We start from the raw sequence: 16,576 nt of genomic DNA, 5'->3' as shown, positions 1-16,576 counted from the left end.
AGCGGAGCCGGACTTCTCGGGCAGGACGGGCGTTCGCGGCGACGGAGTCGCGCGATGAGAGGCGGGAGAGAACGATGACGACGCCACACCTACCAGGGTTCGTGCTCAGCGAGGAGGGCGCCCGATGGCTGGCGGCCTCCACCGAGCGGATCCGTACGGACGACCGGGCCCTCGCCGCGCTGTTCCCCTTGGCCGGGCGGGCCTGCGGCCGTGCCCCCATCCCCGGTTTCCCCGGCTGGACGGTCGACCAGGCGGTCAGGGTGGAACTGCTCCGCGCCCTGTCCCGCACCGGGGCGCCGCTCGGGGAGACGATCTTCGAGCTGTACGCCCACGGGGACGCCGCCGAGCGGCTCGCGGTGCTCAAGGCGTTGCCGGTGCTGGCCGCGTGCAACCGGCTCGGCGATGCCGGACTGCCGATCGTCCGGGACGCGCTGCGCACCAACGACGCCCGCCTGGTGCGGGCGGCCCTCGGCCCGTACGCCGCGGAACACCTGCCCGATCACGCCTACCGGCAGGCGGTGCTGAAGTGCGTCTTCATCGGCGTGCCACTCGGCGCAGTGACAGGCCTGGACCGGCGCGCCGACGAGGAGCTGGCCCGCATGATGGCCGACTACGCGCGGGAACGCCTGCTGGCAGGACGTGAGGTCCCACCCGACGTGTGGCCCCTCGTGGAACGCCACCCCGCCGTGCTCACCGGCATACGCAGCCTCCTCACCGAAGCCGGCCACCTCAACTGATCGGAGAGCAAGGAACGCTCATGCGCATCTTCGACCCGCACATCCACATGACCTCACGCACGACCGACGACTACGAGCGCATGTACCAGGCCGGGGTGCGCGCCGTGGTGGAGCCCGCCTTCTGGCTGGGTCAGCCGCGCACCTCCCCCGGCACCTTCGCCGACTACTTCGACGGCCTCCTCGGCTGGGAGCCCTACCGCGCCGCCCAGTTCGGGATCGTCCACCACTGCGCGATCGCGCTGAACCCCAAGGAGGCCAACGACCCGCGCCTGCGTCCCGTACTGGACCTGCTGCCGCGCTACCTGGCGAAGGACCACGTGGTGGCGGTCGGCGAGGTGGGCTACGACGACATCACCCCGGCCGAGGACGAGGCCCTGACCCGCCAGCTCGCACTGGCGATCGAGCACGACCTGCCGGTGCTGGTCCACACGCCACACCGGGACAAGGCCGTCGGCACCCGGCGCACCCTCGACGTCGTACGCGAGTCGGGCCTGCCGCCGGAGCGGGTGCTGGTCGACCACCTCAACGAGATGACGGTCGGCATGGTCGCGGACAGCGGCTGCTGGATGGGTTTCTCCGTCTACCCCGACACCAAGATGGACGAGGACCGGATGATCACGATCCTCAAGGAGTACGGGCCGGCGCGGATCCTGGTCAACTCGGCCGCCGACTGGGGACGCAGCGACCCCTTGAAGACCCGCGCGGTGGCTGACGCCATGCTCGCCTCCGGCTTCTCGGAGGCCGAGGTGGAGACCGTCCTGTGGGACAACCCCGCCGCGTTCTACGGCCAGAGCGGCCGCCTGGACCTGTCCGAGGCCACGGCCGGCGAAGACTACGCCGGCAACAGCGTCCTCCGCGGAGCCCCACGTGACTAGAGGAGCACCCGCATCCCTTCGCCGGGCCGGCCACCTACCATCCGCCTTGGCGGAGGTGTCATGAGGTTCCGGCATCCGGACGGGTCGATCGTCCACGTGGCTTACTGCACCAACGTCCATCCGGGCGAGGAACTGGCCGGGGTGCTCGGGCAGTTGCGCCGCTTCGCCAGGCCGATCCGCGAACGCCTTGGTGTTCCCCGGCTGGGTCTCGGGCTGTGGCTGTCGCGACCGGTCTGCGACGCCCTGACCGCCGAGGCTCGTGAGGTCGCACGGCTGCGCGGCGCGCTCAACGAGCACGGGCTCGAGGTCGTCACGCTGAACGGCTTCCCCTACCAGGGCTTCCACGACTACGGGGACGACGGCGGCGCGGCCGGCGGCGGTTCGGGGGTGCCCGGTTCGCCGAAGTTGCGGGTCTACCATCCCGACTGGACCACGCCGGAGCGGCTCGACTACACGCTGGCCCTGGCGCGCGTTCTGGCCGAACTGCTGCCCGACGACGTCGGCTCGGGGAGCATCTCCACGCTCCCGCTCGCCTGGCGCACCCCCTGGTCGCCCGAGCGCGCCGCCCTGGTGATGGGAGCGCTCGACCGGCTCGCCGCAGGGCTGGCCGAGGTGGAAGCCGCCACCGGGCGCACGATCCGGGTAGGCTTCGAGCCGGAGCCGGGCTGCGTCGTGGAGAACACCACCCAGGCGGCGCACCACCTCGCGAGCGTCGACCACGACTACCTCGGGGTCTGCCTGGACGCCTGCCATCTCGCCGTGCAGTTCGAGGACCCCGTCGAGGCCGCGGAACGCCTCGCCGGTGCCGGGCTGCCGGTGGTGAAACTGCAAGCGTCCTGCGCGCTCCAGGTGGACGACCCCGCCGACCCGGCCACCCGGGACGCGCTCGCGGCCTTCGCCGAGCCGCGCTTCATCCACCAGACCCGCGAGCCGGGCGCCGGATCGCCCGCCGGTGAACTCCGGGGGACGGACGACCTCGGGGAGGCTCTCGGCGGCGACCTGCCCGGCGATGCGCCATGGCGGGTCCACTTCCACGTCCCGTTGCACGCGCCACCGGCCGCGCCGATCTCCTCCACCCGGGGCGTGCTGGAGAAGACCCTGCGGGTGCTGCTGGCCGGGCCCTCGGCGCTGACCTCGCACGTCGAGGTGGAGACCTACACCTGGCAGGCGCTGCCGGGCGACCGCCGCCCGGAGACCGACGAGGCGCTGGTCGAGGGCATCGCGCTGGAACTCGCCTGGATCCGCGACCGCCTCATCGGCCTCGGCCTGAAAGAGGAGAACCCGTGACGACCGGCAGGGCGCACGGCGCACTCGACGACCGAAGGCGGGGCGCCGTGACGTTCGGAGGAGGAGAACCGTGACGAATAGCACAGGAGATGCCGTGCGGCCGTTGGTGGTCATCGATGTGGTGGGCCTGACGCCCCGGCTGCTGGAAGCGATGCCGAACCTGTCCAAGCTCGGCCGCTCGGCCACCCTCGGGACGGTGCTGCCCGCGGTGACCTGCTCGGTACAGTCGACCCTGCTCACCGGTACGCTTCCGCGCGACCACGGGATCGTCGGCAACGGCTGGTACTTCCGCGATCTCGGGGAGATCCTGCTGTGGCGGCAGCACAACGCCCTCGTAGAAGGACCGAAGATCTGGGACGACGCACGCAGGGTCCACCCGGGCTACCGCGTCGCCAACATCTGCTGGTGGTACGCCATGGGCGCGGCCACCGACTTCACGGTCACGCCGAGACCGATCTACCACGCCGACGGGCGCAAGTCCCCCGACTGCTACACCAGCCCGCCGTCACTCCGGGTGGATCTGACCCGGGAACTCGGCCGTTTCCCGCTGTTCTCGTACTGGGGGCCCAAGGCGGGGATCGCGTCCAGCCAGTGGATCGTGGACGCGTCCCGGCTGATGCTCGCCCGCGAGAAGCCCGACCTGACGCTCGTCTACGTCCCGCACCTGGACTACGACCTCCAGCGGTACGGCCCCTCGGGACCGGAGGCCGTGGCCGCCGCCCGGCAGGTGGACGCGGTGCTCAAGCCGCTGCTCGACGACGCGGCGGCCATGGGCGCGGTCACCGTCGTGCTGTCGGAGTACGGCATCACCGACGTCTCCCGCCCCGTCGACGTCAACCGGACACTGCGCCGGGAGGGCCTGCTGTCGGTCTACCGGCAGGCCGGGATGGAGTACCTCGACCCCTGGACCTCCCGCGCGTTCGCCGTCGCCGACCACCAGCTGGCCCACGTCTACGTACGGGACCCGGCCGACGTGGCGAAGGTGCGTTCCATCCTGGCCGCGCTGCCCGGCGTGGAGGAGGTGCTGGACGAGGCGGGCAAGGCGGCGTACGGGCTCGATCACGCGAGGGCCGGTGAGCTGGTCGCGGTCGCGTCGCCGGACTCGTGGTTCACCTACTACTACTGGCTCGACGACGCGCTGGCCCCGGATTTCGCCCGGCTGGTCGACATCCACCGCAAACCCGGCTACGACCCGGCCGAGCTGTTCCTCGACCCGGAGGACCCTTGGGTGAAGGCGAAGGCCGGGTTGGCGCTCGCCCGCAAGACGCTGGGCTTCCGCTACACGATGCCGGTCCTCCCCCTCGACCCCGCCCCCGTGCGCGGCAGCCACGGCCGCCTTCCCGCACATCCCCGCGACGCCCCGGTCCTCCTCTGCAGCGAGCCCCTGGAAAAAGACGCATACGCCGCCACCGAGGTGAAGTCCCTATGCCTCCGCCTGTCCGGCGCCGCCCCGGAACCGGCCGCAGGGGGATGACGCGGCCGCACACCCGCTTGGCACGCTGCGATCTTCCTGGGGAAGGAGGTGGGCGAACCAGTTCCAGGGTAGGCGGTACGTGGCGGCATTCGCAGGTGAGGAGCGCGGGTGGGTGAATCGATCGTGCGCGTCGCGGTGGACGCGGACATGCCGGGCGTACGGGAAGTGGCCTCGCGCTTCGAGACTCTGGACGACTGGACGGATATGCCGGACTTCCTTGATGCCGAGCGGGCGTTCGGGACGTTGGTCGTGGGCGAGGTCGACGGGCGGATCGTGGGTTTCGGCGGGGTGCTCCGCCGGGGGCAGGTCTCCCACCTGGGCGACCTGTACGTCCTTCCCGACCACCAGTCGTCCGGGGTGGGCCGGAAGATCCTGGACCGGCTGCTGCCGACCGGCACGCCACGGGTCACGTTCGCCTCGGACGACCCGAGGGCCCTGGGCCTGTACGTGAGGCAGGGGATGCGTCCGGTGTGCCCGCTGCTCTACCTGACCAGCCCCCCGCCGGAGGACTCCGGGTCCCAGGGGGCCGAGGCGCGGGGCAAGGAGGCGCCGGATGAGCCGGCCGCGCGGGGACCGGTGGACGGGCCCCGGGCGGAGAAGGGAGAGCCGCCCGGCATGCGGGAGGCCGGCAGGCTGGACGCCCGGCTCACGGGCGGCGACCGGACCGGGACCCTGTCCTGGTACGCGGGCCTGCCGGGAGTGACGCTGCACCTCACCGGCCGTGGGTACGCGCTCGCCCGGCTGGTCGGCGAGGACCTCGAGGTGGGGCCGGCGGGCGGGGAGACCCCGCAGGACTGCGCCGACGCGGTGCTCGCGGCGGTCGGCGCGCACCCGGGTGTCGAGGAGGTCCAGGTGGCGGTGCCGGGCGTGCACCCGCTCCTGCCTCAACTGCTGGAGGCCGGCTGGGAGATCGACGACATGGACACGTTCATGACGACCGAGCCCGGCCCGGTCTGGCTGGACCGCTACCTCCCGCATCCCGACCTGGGATAGCGCCGGGCCCGCGTGGTGCGAGGGGGACGATGACGGCCGGGATGCGGATCGACGCCGTGACGCGCGCCGTCACGCGATTCGCCATCGACGTCGGAGCGCCGTACGAGGAGTTCCGCGCCCGCTACGAGCGGGCCGTCCCCGATTATCCCGCCGAGGAGTTCGGCGAGCTCATGGAACGGGGCGCGGCCTGGCGGGAGGTGCTCGAGCTCACCGACCGGTCCGCGCCGCACGGCTTCATGATCTACTGGAGGTACGACGCGCATACGATGATGCGGCTGGCGGGAGACCGTTTCCGTTGCACGGAGTACCTCATGGGCAACCATGTCATCGCCGAGCGCATGTTCCGCCACGATCCCGCCGTCATGCTCTACGCGCCGCTCCGCACCGCGATCTGCGAAGGCGCCGACGGCGTGACGCGGCTCGTCTTCGACCGGCCCAGCAGCGGGTTCGGCAGCTTCGGCATACCAGAGGTCGCCTCCGTCGGGCTGGAGCTGGACCGCAAGGTCGCGGTGCTGCTCCGCGCGCTGTCGGTGCCTGTTCCGGCCACGCTGACGTGAGAGACGGCTCCGCTGGAGACGTCGCGGCGGCGCCTGAAGAGACGCGCGTCGCGAAGTGCCCGGCCCGCGCGTCGCGAAGTGCCCGGCCCAGCGCGGAGCGGTCCGCGGCGGGCGATCGGCGGCTACGCGGGACTGGCGGTCCGGGAGCGGCCGGCCTGGCTCGATTTGGCCAAAGGGATGCGCCCGATGAAGCGCGCCCCGCCGGCGGGGGAGGTGGCCGCCACGATCGTGCCCCCGTGGGTCTCGATGATGTCACGGGCGATGGCGAGGCCGAGCCCCGTGCCTCCGCGGTCGCGGCTGCGGGCCGCGTCCAGGCGGGTGAAGCGCTGGAAGATCCGTTCCCGGTCCTCCATGGCGATGCCGTCCCCGTCGTCGTCGACGATCAGCTCGGCGGTGTCGCCCTCTCGGCGGACCGTGACGCTCACCGACCGCCTGGCGTGCCGCTCGGCGTTGTCCAGCAGGTTGCCCAGGACGCGGCCGATCTGCGTGCGCACGGCGTCGATCGTGACGTCCGGAGCCAGATCCAGGCGCACCGGGAAGCGGCCCGGCCGCCGGGCCACCTCCGCGCGCACGATCTCGGCGAGGTCGACGAGCGTGCGCGACTGCGGCGTGCCGGTGTTGACCCGCTCCAGCAGGAGGAGGTCGGTGATGATCGCCTGGAGCCGGTCGACGTCCCTCAGCGAATAGTTGAGCAGCTGCTTGAGGTCGGTGTCCTCGGGGTGGAGCTGCGCCTCCTCCAGTTGCGCGCGCAGCCCGGCGACCGGGGTGCGCAGCTCGTGCGAGGCGTCGGCGGCGAACTGCCGCTGGTGGTTCAGGGCCTGCTCCATCTGGTCCTTGGCGTGTTCCAACCGGGTCAGCGTGCCGTTGACCGTGTGCGCCAGGCGGGCGATCTCGTCGTTGCCCACGGGTTGGGGGACGCGGGTGCTCAGGTCGTTGACGTTGATCGCGGCCAGCTCGGCGCGGATGGCCTCCACCGGCCGCAGCGTGCGCCCGGTGACCTTCCAGGTCATCGCGACGGCGAGCAGGATCAGCGCGATGCCCTGGATGACGAAGATGGAGTCGATGACGCCGGTGATGCTGCCCGCCGGCGCCGGGTCGCCGGCGTAGACGACGTTGGAGTCCGCGGCGTTCGAGACCCGCTGCGCGGCGAGGTTGACGCACCCCAGATGCTGGTGAGCGCAGGTGCGCACGTCCTGCTCCGGGTCCGCCGGGGAGGGCCACACCGTCGTCAGCGGTGGCAGGCCCCGGACGGCGGGCGAGGCGGCGACCACGCGGTGGTCCGGCGCGACGACCTGGATGAGCGTGACCCCGGTGAGGTCGGGCTTGATGGGATCCTCCAGGCGGCCGAGACGGTCGGCGGCGGCGACGAGCGTGGACTCCTGCCGGGCCTCGAGCCATTCGGTCTTCGCCACCGACTGATGTGCAACCACACCGGCCGCCACGCTCGAAGGGATGAGGAGAAGCGTCGCAAGGAGGGCGACCAGAGCCGTGACCCGTCCGCGAATGGATCGTGGGCGAAGTCGTGAACGCAGCGATGTCCGTTGTGCCGGCGTGCGTCCGCTTACCTCAGCAAGCATCATGTACTTCCCCACGAGTTCTTCAGCGGCGAAAGGGCTGCGTGCGGAAGCAGTGGCCGGGATAGCGCTTTCCATCGTCATGGTCGCCTTGTGCCCCCGATGTTCTGCGTGTAGCCGGTCGCGTACTAGGGCGAGTGGACCGGTGATGGGTGATGGGAGTGCCCGTCGTGGCACCTCACCAGGGGGTCCATCGCTGATCCTGGCCTTGCCCGCGATGATCCGCGCTTCGCGGGCAAGGCGCTTCCGAGTTATCTGGAAAGACTCAAGTTATCACGTTGCGGGCAGGTTTCAAGGTTGTTTACAGGCGTTTGAGAAAAGGTGAATCGATCGGGGCTTGGGGGTGGTTTATATAAAGCTTCCTTTCATCGGGGCATTACATTGTTTTAACCGCGCGGGGCCTTGCGCAAGACACCCCGCCTGGCCCGGGTTCCGGAGGCGTCCGCCAGGCGGGGGAGAGGCGTCGGCCGTCAGGCGTTGACCTCCAGGGCGGCGCGGACGGCCGACTCCAGCGAGCCCTCGATCCACGCGTGTTTGAGCGAGGTGTGCTCCCCGGCGAAGTGCAGCGGGCCCTCGGGAACGGCGATCGCCGGGTGGATCTCGGTCATCTGCCCGGGGAGGAAGACGGCGGCCTCGCCGAACGCGTAGCGGTTGCGCAGCCAGCTCTGGGTCTGGCCGCGGCCGGTGTAGAACTCGGTGATCCGGTCCCCGTGCACCTCTCGCAGGCCGCGCAGCGCGTACCCGTAGCGCTCGGCGTCGTCCATCGAGTCCCACCGCGAGGCGTCGTCGGACCACACGTAACTGGCCAGCACGACGCCGCCCTCGCTGCCCTGCACCCGGTGGGAGGGGTAGTAGGTGAACCGGTTGGCGTTGTCGGCCACCGAGCCGCCGCCGGTCACGTGCGTGGCCGGCCCTGGCCGGTAGCGCGGGCCGAGCTCGCGCTTCCACTCGTCCTCGTCCCACTCCCACCAGCGCTTGCGGAACTCCAGCAGGACCTTGGTCGCCGAGTCGTAGTGCAGTTCGATCACGGCGCGGCGCTTGGCGTAGGACATCGCCGGGGCGATCTCGACGTGCCGCAGCGCGGGGAACGGGATCGTGATGATCGCCACGTCCCCGTGGAAGGTCTCGGTCGGCGTCTGCGGCGCGGAGGACGACTCGTCGCTGCCCTTCTCGCTGACCGTCTCGATGCGCACGCCCCCGCCGGAGGTGGAGATGCGCACGGCCCGCCGGTCCATGCGGATCTCCTCGCGCAGCCCCGGCTCCAGCCGGTACGGCAGCAGGCGGCTGCCGCCCGCCATCTCCCAGTAGGTGGCCGAGGGGTTCACCAGGCTCCTGGTCAGGAAGGTGTGCATGAACGCCAGCGGGAGCCGCGAGGTGAGGTTCTCCACGGTGCCGATGGCGTCGATCGCCGCGTCGCTCAGCCCGGCGTGCTCGGTGAGGAAGCGGTGCATCGAGTAGCCGTCGAACTCCCGCAGCACGCGGGCCCATCCCCTGATCAGGTCGGGGAGAGGCTTGTCGACCCGCCTGCCGCCGCGCGTCACGGAGAAGTGGTCGCGCACCGGGTCGAGCGCGTCGTCCAGGATCTGGGCGGTGGTCCTGCGGTCCTTGAGGCCGAAGGAGGCGTTGATCCTGCGCGGGTCAGCGGCGTACTCGTCGCGGCGCTGGGAGATGCCGTTGACCCGGATCCAGGTGTGGTTGAGCCGCCTCGGCGCCCTGAACTCGCCCTTGGCGGGGCCCGAGCGCCAGACGTGGCCGCCACGCGAGGTGTAGACGACGGGCGGGGTGGGGCCGCTCGCCTCCGCGCCGGGACGCACGTCCACGTTGTAGAACGGGCGGCGCGGGATGCCGAGCTTGTCGATCAGCGCGAGCGTGAGCGGGTGGAAGCCGGGGATGCGCATGGCCCCCGCCTCGGCGTACTGGGCGGGATCGGCGAACCCGGTCTGGAAGGTCTTGATGCGGCCGCCGATGCGGTTCCCGTTGGCCTCGATGACCGTGACCTGGTGGCCGGCCTGCTTCAGCAGCGTGGCGGCCACCAGGCCGGAGATCCCCGCCCCGACGATCAGCACCTTCTTCGGCGAGCGGGTCTTCGGCAGGCCCTTGTCGATGAGCACCCGCAGGTACCTCAGCTTGAGGTCGGAGCCGTCCTCGCCGACGAGCAGCAGGTCGCGCGCCACCTCCAGGCAGGTGTCCCAGCCCGGCGTGCGCGCGGCGCGGCCGGGCGCCGTGTGGAGGGGCGCGGCGGCGGCCGTCGCGGGCGCGGCGGGGACCGCGCCCACGAGGGATCCGACGGCGCCGAACCCGGCCAGCCGGGCGAACCCCCGGCGGTCGATGGTCGTCATCCGATGTTCCTCCTGCGTGATGCAAACTCTGGGTAATGGAGCGATCGCGCAGAGTTTGCATGCAGGAGGGGTATCCGGCCGCGCGGCGCGCCACGGCGGCCGAGCTGGCATTCCAACCGATCGGAAGCGGGGGTTCCCTATACGGGCCTTCGTGCTGTTATGCGCTCCGGTCAGGTCGTGGAGAGGGAACAGGAGTTGGCCAGGTCCCCGGACGCCGGGCGCGGGATGGTGGCGTCGGGAGGCGGCGTCGCACCTCGGGTCGTCCAGCCTTCCAGGGCCTCGAACGCGTCGCGGAAGCACGGCAGGATCGGCCGCAGCAGCCCCGGGTTGGCGTCGTACAGCCCGTCGACGTGGTTGCCGCCCTCGATGCGGTAGTACCGGTGCAGCCGGTCGCGTCCCCGCGCACTGATCAGCTTCTCGTAGACGTCGGAGTCCTCACCGATGGGCAGGAGCGTGTCGAGCGTGCCGTGCAGGGTGATGAGCGGGCGCCCGATGCGGCCGGTCAGCGAGATCCGCTCGACGGCGTCGTGGACGGCCTTCGGGCGGGAGGCGTAGTCGTAGTCGGCGTCGCAGCCCGGCGTCCCCGCCGCGCAGAACGGCGTGCCGGCCTCGGTCGCCCCGTCGTAGGCCGGGTCGAGCTCCTCCCGGTAGATCCGCTGGGTGAGGTCCCAGTAGACCTTGTAGTGGTAGTCCCACAGCGGTTCCGAGCCCGGCGCGAAGCCCGCGGCGATGATCGCGTCGTGCGCGGCCTGGTCGCCGGTGGCGGCGTAGGCCGGATACGCCCGCAGCGTGGCCGGCAGGGAGGTCAGCAGGTTCGGGCCGTTCTCGCGCCAGAGGGTGCCCTCCCAGTCGACGCCGCCGCTGTACAGCTCGGGATGGTTCTCCAGCTGCCACCGCACGAGGTAGCCGCCGTTGCTGATCCCGGCCGCGTACGTGCGGCGCGGGGCCCGGCCGTACCGCTGGGCCACCACGGTCTTGGCCGCGCGGGTCAGCTGGGTGACCCGCTGGTTCCACTCCACCATGGCGTCGCCGGGCTTGCTGCCGTCCTGGTAGAACTGCAGGCCGCTGTTGCCCTTGTCGGTTGCCGCGTACGCGTAGCCGCGGGCGAGCACCCAGTCGGAGATCGCGAAGTCGTTGGCGTACTGCCTCCGGTTCCCGGGCGGGCCGGCGACGACCAGGCCGCCGTTCCAGTGCTCGGGCAGCCGGATGACGAACTGGCTGTCGTGGTTCCAGCCGTGGTCGGTGTTGAACGTCGAGGTGTCGGGGAAGTAGCCGTCGATCTGCGCGCCCGGGACGCCGCTCGGATTGGTCGCGCCGGCGGGCGTGAGGCCGGCCCACTCCGCGGCGATCGAATGCCCGGAGGCGACCGTGCCGGCCGTGGTCAGGTCGTCCAGGCACGCGGAGATCTGCTTCTCCGCCCCCGGGACGGTGATCTGGTCGAGGCGGGGGCAGGCAGCGGCGGCGGCGTGGGCCGGCACCGGCCCGAGCAGGGCCGTGCCGGCCAGGGCGGCCGTGGCCAGGCCCAGTAGCCGGCGCGGCCGTCGTCGGGTGGATCGCATGGGGGGCTCCTCACGTAGGACGGGGGACACGCTGTCGTGCGGGGTGACCGCCATGGTGCTCATCCACTGTGAGCCCGGCCACGTCCGCCGGGCCCACAATCGGCCGCGCGCCCATGTCCGGCGCCGCCATGGTGCGGGCGGCGCCGCGCCGGCCGGTCTCCATCGGCCTCCACCGGTACCGCCGCCGGGGTGTGCGTTCCGGCGCGCTCTGGCCACACAGGTACGGCCCGGCAAGCGTGGCATATGCTCTGACCTGCGATAGATGTGGGTGTTATCCGCCCTGAAGCAGTGGAATATGTGCGTCTGCCACATGGCACCGTTCCACCGGCTCACTTAGTGTTCCCCGTCACAACGACTTCGTCCGTTAACGCCGCGGTGATCTGCGGGTAACCCCGGACGGCCGGATCGAGACGACGAGGAGAGCCACATGGAGGGTCCCGTCCTGCGGGCGCAGGGCCTGGCCAAGGAGTTCCGCGGCTTCCGCGCCGTCGACGGGGTCGACCTGGACATCGCCGAGGGGAGCGTCCACGCGCTGGTCGGTCCCAACGGCGCCGGCAAGACGACGCTGTTCAACCTGCTGACCGGCTTCCTGAAGCCCAGCGCGGGCCGCATCCTGCTCGGCGAGCGCGACCTGACGGGCAGGCGCCCGGAGCAGGTGGCGCGCCTGGGCGTCGCCCGGTCGTTCCAGATCACCAGCCTGTTCCCGCAGATGACCCCGCGCGAGCACGTCGAGCTCGCCCTGGCCGGCGCCACCGGGCTCACCTGGCGGTTCTGGCGCTCGCACCGGCTGCTGGACCGGTTCGGCGACCGGGCGGCGGAACTGCTGGACCAGGTCGGCCTGGCGGCGCACGCCGAGATCCCGGCCGGCAACCTCGCCTACGGCCACAAGCGCGCCCTGGAGCTGGCCCTCGCACTGGCGCTGGACCCGCGGGTGCTGCTGCTGGACGAGCCGACCGCCGGGATGGGCGTCGAGGACATCGACCGCACCGTGGAGCTGGTCAGGAAGGTCCGCGCCGGGCGGACGGTCGTGATGGTCGAGCACAACATGAGCGTCGTGTCCAGCCTGGCCGACCGCGTGACGGTCCTGCAGAGCGGCCGCGTGCTCGTCGAGGGACCCTACGCCGAGATCCGCCACGACCCACGGGTCATCAGCGCCTACCTGGGAGACCCCCATGCCGAGGACTGACACCACGCCCATCCTGACCGTCGGCGGCCTGTCCGCCTGGTACGGCGAGGCGCAGGTCCTGCGCGACGTGTCGCTCCAGGTGGGCGAGGGCGAGATCGTCACGCTCGTCGGCCGCAACGGCGCGGGCAAGACCACGCTGCTGCGCTGCCTGATGGGGCTGCAGGGACGCTACTCGGGGAGCATCTCCTTCCTCGGCGCCGACCTCACCCGGCTGCCGGCGCACCGGCGGGCACGCCAGGGCCTCGGCTACGTCCCCGACGATCGCGGGGTGTACTCCACGCTCACCGTGGAGGAGAACCTCACGCTGCCGCCCCGTGTCGGCCCTGAGCCCTGGTCGCTGGCCCGGGTGTACGAGACCTTCCCCCGCCTGGCGGAGCGGCGCGCGTTCCCCGGGACCAAGCTCTCGGGCGGCGAGCAGCAGATGCTGGCGCTGGCCCGGGTGCTGCGGATGGGGGCGCGGGTGCTGCTCTGCGACGAGCCGACCGAGGGACTGTCCCCCCTGATCGTCCAGCAGATCGGCGAGATCCTGCGGGAGGTGAAGCGGCAGGGCACGACGGTGCTGCTGATCGAGCAGAACGTGCACTTCGCCGCGACCGTCGCCGACCGTCACTACCTGCTCGCCGAGGGACGGGTCGTCGAGTCGCTGGACAACGACGAGATGCGCGCCCGGGAGCACGAGCTCCTCGACTACCTCGGGATCTGATCTCACCCTGGCTCGCCGGCCGCGAGGGGCGCCGCAAGGCGCCCCGAGCCGGCCGAGCGGAGCGAGGCCCACGCACACAGACAGGAGAACACATACATGAAAGCTCTGGGCCGAGCGGCCGCCGTGGTGGCGGCGGGAGCCACGCTCGCCGGTTGCGCTGGTGGACCCGGTAGCGGGGGGAGCGGGGAGAAGTTCAGCGACGGCAAGGTCGTGCTGGCGGTGCTCAACGACCAGTCGGCGATCTACGCTGACCTGTCGGGCAAGAGCAGCGTCGAGGCCGTGAAGATGGCCGTCGACGACTATAAGGCGAAATATGGCGACAAGGCGGTCGTCAAGGACATCGAAGTGATCACGGCCGACCACCAGAACAAGCCGGAGGTCGCCAACTCCAAGGCGCAGGAGCTCTACGACCGCCAGCACGCCGACATCATCCTCGACGTGCCCTCGTCGGCCGCGGCGCTGGCGGTGGCGGGCGTCGCCAAGTCCAAGAAGAAGATCTTCATGGACATCGGCGCCGCCACCACCGAGCTGGAAGGCGCCCAGTGCAACAAGTACACCTTCCACTATGGCTACAACACCTACATGCTCGCCCACGGCACCGGCGACACGGTCACCAAGGACGGCTCGAAGAACTGGTACATCGTCTACCCCGACTACGCGTTCGGGCAGGACATGCAGAAGAACTTCACCGCGGCCGTCCAGGGCGCCGGCGGCACCGTGATCCAGAGCGACCCCGCGCCGTTCCCCAACGACAACTTCTCGACGTTCCTGCTGAAGGCCCCCGGCCTGGACCCCAAGCCGCAGGTGCTCGGCACCATGCAGGCCGGCGGTGACCTGGTCAACCTGGTCAAGCAGTACAACGAGTACAAGCTCCGCGACAAGGGCATCGGCCTGGCCGTCGGGCTCATGTTCATCACCGACATCCACTCCCTCGGCCCGGACGCGCTGGCCGGCACCAAGTTCACCGACGCCTGGTACTGGAACGCCACCCCCGAGAACCGCGCCTGGGCCGACAAGTTCCAGGCCAAGGTGGCCAAGCGGCCGAGCTTCCCCAACGCCGCCAACTACTCCGCCGCCGTCCAGTACCTCGAGGCGGTGCAGCGGGCCGGCACCGACGGCTCCGACGCGGTGGTCAAGCAGCTCGAGGGCTACAAGTTCCAGGATGTGTTCGCCCAGAACGCGACCATCCGCGCCCAGGACCACCTGCTGCTGCACGACGTCTCCCTGGCCCAGGTCAAGCCGTCGAGCGAGGTCAAGGAGCCCTGGGACTACGAGAAGATCCTCAGCACCATCCCGGCCGACCAGGCGTTCCAGCCCGCGAATCCCGCCTGCAAGCTCTGAGCGCGCACCCCGCTCAGTCCCCACCGGCGGGGACACCCGTCCCCGCCGGCCGTCCCTTGGAGGTCACCGTGCTCCAACAGGCGTTCAACGGCCTGGTGGGTGGCGCCTTCTACGCCCTGCTCGCCCTGGGCCTCGCCGTCATCTTCGGCATGCTGGGCGTCGTCAACTTCGCCCACGGTGCCTTCTACATGCTCGGCGCGTTCGGCTCCTATGTGCTGCTCGACTCCTTCGGCGTGAACTTCTGGGTCGCGCTGGTGGTGGTCCCCGTCGTGCTCGGCGTGGCGGGCACCCTGCTGGAGCGGCTGTTCATCCGCAGGCTCTCGCCGCTGGACCCGCTGTACAACTTCCTGTTCACCTTCGGGCTCGCGCTGGTCCTGCAGGACCTGGTCAAGCGGGAGTACGGAGTGCAGTCACAGCCCTACCCCCGGCCGGAGCTGCTGTCCGGCACGGTGGACCTCGGGCTGTTCACCTACCCCGCCTACCAGGTGTTCGTGCTGGCCCTCTCCCTGGTCGTCTGCGTGGTGGTCTGGCTCGTCCTGACCCGCACCCGCGTTGGCATGATCGTCCGGGCGGCGACCGAGCGGCCGGAGCTGACGCGCTCGCTCGGCATCGACGTCGGGCGCTGGGTGACGCCGGTCTTCGGCTTCGGCATCGCGCTGGCCGGGCTGGCGGGCGTGCTCGCCGCCCCGATGCGCGCGGTCAACCCGCTGATGGGCGCCGATCTGATCATCACGGTCTTCGCGGTCGTGGTCATCGGCGGCCTCGGCTCGATCTTCGGCTCGGTGGCGGCGGGGTTCGCCATCGGGCTGGTCTCGGCGCTGGGCAACCTCTACGTACCCGCCCTGTCGCAGACGCTGGTGTTCATCCTGATGGCCGTCGTGCTGCTCTGGCGGCCGGCCGGCCTGTTCGGACGCGAGGAGTCGCCGTCGTGATCCTTTCCCGGCTGGCCGCGAGGCCGCTCCTGCTCGTCGCCGGGCTGTTCCTCGCCCTGGCGCTGCCCTGGATGGTCTACCCTCCGGTCGCGCTCGACATCGCCTGCTGGGCGCTGTTCGCCGCGGCGCTGGACCTGCTGCTCGGCTTCACCGGGCTGCTGTCCTTCGGGCACGCCGCGTTCTGGGGCGGCGCCGCCTACGTCGCCGGCCTCATCGCGGTGCACAGCGGGCTGCCCTTCCCGGTCGCCGTGCTCGGCGGCGCGGCGTTCGCCGCCGTGCTCGCCCTGCCCATCGGCTACCTGTCGGTACGGCTGCACGGCATCTACTTCGCGATGGTCACCCTGGCCTTCGCCCAGATGGTCTACTTCGTCGTCAACCAGTGGCGCGACCTGACCGGCGGGGAGAACGGCCTGCAGGGAGTGCCGCGCGAGCTGTTCGGCCTGGACCTGTCGGACTCGTTCCTGTTCTACTACGCAGGTCTGCCCCTGGTCCTGGCCGGGTTCGTAGCGGTGTGGCGCATCGTGCGATCGCCGTTCGGCAGGGTGCTCGCCTCCATCAGGGACAACCCGGCGCGGGCGCAGGCCCTGGGCTACCCGGTCGACCGCTACCGGCTGCTGGCGTTCGTGCTGTCGGCCGCGCTTTCCGGGCTGGCCGGCGGGCTCTTCGCGATCGGCCACGGGTTCGCCTCGCTGGAGAGCGTCTACTGGACCACCTCAGGCCAGGTGGTGATGATGGTCGTCCTCGGCGGCATCGGCACGCTGTGGGGCGGCGTGATCGGCGCGGCCCTGGTCGTGGAGCTCAACGACTATCTGGTGACCGCCGGATTCGACGGCATCGGCATCGTCACCGGGACGATCTTCGTGATCATCGTGCTCGTGTTCCGGCGGGGCATCTGGGGGACGGCGCGCGACCTGCTCCAGGCGCGTTCCGGCCGCGGCCCGGGGAAGCCCGGCTCCGGGGACGCGCCGAACGGCGCACCCAGCCGTTCCGAGGACGTCGGCTCGCCGGTGTAGCCGCCG

At 71.1% G+C, this 16,576-nt stretch carries 14 protein-coding genes; 11 read left to right on the top strand and 3 right to left on the bottom strand.

Translation table 11 applies throughout. From position 1 onward, the window contains the following. Window positions 1-74 precede the first annotated feature (74 nt). The 6 genes from MYF83_RS03590 (at window position 75) to MYF83_RS03565 (ending at window position 5,923) form a co-directional block, all read left to right on the top strand. Window positions 75-737, top strand: a complete 663-nt coding sequence (locus tag MYF83_RS03590) for an EboA domain-containing protein (RefSeq protein ID WP_248958686.1) — start codon at window positions 75-77, stop codon at window positions 735-737. A 20-nt stretch (window positions 738-757) separates the two neighbouring features. Next, window positions 758-1,612 carry a TatD family hydrolase gene (locus MYF83_RS03585; protein WP_248958685.1) on the top strand — a complete coding sequence of 285 codons (855 nt, stop codon included), beginning with the start codon at window positions 758-760 and terminating at the stop codon, window positions 1,610-1,612. Between the two features lie 60 nt (window positions 1,613-1,672). Then, the gene (gene eboE, locus MYF83_RS03580) at window positions 1,673-2,899 is read left to right on the top strand and encodes a metabolite traffic protein EboE (RefSeq protein ID WP_248958684.1); all 1,227 of its coding nucleotides are present in this window, start codon (window positions 1,673-1,675) and stop codon (window positions 2,897-2,899) included. Between the two features lie 70 nt (window positions 2,900-2,969). Then, window positions 2,970-4,373, top strand: a complete 1,404-nt coding sequence (locus MYF83_RS03575) for an alkaline phosphatase family protein (protein WP_308201391.1) — start codon at window positions 2,970-2,972, stop codon at window positions 4,371-4,373. Window positions 4,374-4,481: 108 nt separating this feature from the next. Next, window positions 4,482-5,366 (top strand): GNAT family N-acetyltransferase, encoded by an 885-nt coding sequence (locus MYF83_RS42370; RefSeq protein ID WP_308201390.1) that lies wholly within the window; start codon window positions 4,482-4,484, stop codon window positions 5,364-5,366. 29 nt (window positions 5,367-5,395) lie between these two features. After that, entirely contained in the window at window positions 5,396-5,923 is a 528-nt protein-coding gene (locus MYF83_RS03565; RefSeq protein WP_248958683.1) for a DUF302 domain-containing protein, read from the top strand. Between the two features lie 122 nt (window positions 5,924-6,045). Here MYF83_RS03565 and MYF83_RS03560 read toward each other — a convergent pair whose 3' ends face one another. The 3 genes from MYF83_RS03560 to MYF83_RS03550 form a co-directional block, all read right to left on the bottom strand. Further along, the gene (locus tag MYF83_RS03560; protein WP_248958682.1) at window positions 6,046-7,335 is read right to left on the bottom strand and encodes a sensor histidine kinase; all 1,290 of its coding nucleotides are present in this window, start codon (window positions 7,333-7,335) and stop codon (window positions 6,046-6,048) included. A 632-nt stretch (window positions 7,336-7,967) separates the two neighbouring features. Then, window positions 7,968-9,836 (bottom strand): flavin monoamine oxidase family protein, encoded by a 1,869-nt coding sequence (locus tag MYF83_RS03555; RefSeq protein ID WP_248958681.1) that lies wholly within the window; start codon window positions 9,834-9,836, stop codon window positions 7,968-7,970. Window positions 9,837-10,006: 170 nt separating this feature from the next. Further along, entirely contained in the window at window positions 10,007-11,395 is a 1,389-nt protein-coding gene (locus MYF83_RS03550; RefSeq protein ID WP_248958680.1) for a tannase/feruloyl esterase family alpha/beta hydrolase, read from the bottom strand. Between the two features lie 427 nt (window positions 11,396-11,822). Between MYF83_RS03550 and MYF83_RS03545 the strand changes: the two genes are divergently transcribed. The 5 genes from MYF83_RS03545 to MYF83_RS03525 all read left to right on the top strand — a co-directional run bounded on the left by MYF83_RS03545 (window position 11,823) and on the right by MYF83_RS03525 (window position 16,570). Continuing rightward, window positions 11,823-12,581, top strand: coding sequence for an ABC transporter ATP-binding protein (locus tag MYF83_RS03545; RefSeq protein WP_248958679.1), 759 nt, complete (start codon window positions 11,823-11,825; stop codon window positions 12,579-12,581). After that, window positions 12,568-13,284 carry an ABC transporter ATP-binding protein gene (locus tag MYF83_RS03540; protein ID WP_248958678.1) on the top strand — a complete coding sequence of 239 codons (717 nt, stop codon included), beginning with the start codon at window positions 12,568-12,570 and terminating at the stop codon, window positions 13,282-13,284. The genes MYF83_RS03545 and MYF83_RS03540 overlap by 14 nt, the downstream gene beginning before the upstream one ends. A gap of 96 nt (window positions 13,285-13,380) precedes the next feature. After that, the gene (locus tag MYF83_RS03535; protein ID WP_248958677.1) at window positions 13,381-14,625 is read left to right on the top strand and encodes an ABC transporter substrate-binding protein; all 1,245 of its coding nucleotides are present in this window, start codon (window positions 13,381-13,383) and stop codon (window positions 14,623-14,625) included. Between the two features lie 68 nt (window positions 14,626-14,693). Next, entirely contained in the window at window positions 14,694-15,557 is an 864-nt protein-coding gene (locus MYF83_RS03530) for a branched-chain amino acid ABC transporter permease (protein WP_248958676.1), read from the top strand. Further along, window positions 15,554-16,570 carry a branched-chain amino acid ABC transporter permease gene (locus MYF83_RS03525; protein WP_248958675.1) on the top strand — a complete coding sequence of 339 codons (1,017 nt, stop codon included), beginning with the start codon at window positions 15,554-15,556 and terminating at the stop codon, window positions 16,568-16,570. The genes MYF83_RS03530 and MYF83_RS03525 overlap by 4 nt, the downstream gene beginning before the upstream one ends. Window positions 16,571-16,576: the final 6 nt, after the last annotated feature.

Source organism: Sphaerisporangium perillae, assembly GCF_023276435.1.
In the GTDB taxonomy this organism is placed as follows: domain Bacteria; phylum Actinomycetota; class Actinomycetes; order Streptosporangiales; family Streptosporangiaceae; genus Sphaerisporangium; species Sphaerisporangium perillae.
The sequence above is the reverse complement of the archived record's forward strand: the minus strand, read 5'-3'. Positions and strand labels throughout refer to the sequence as shown.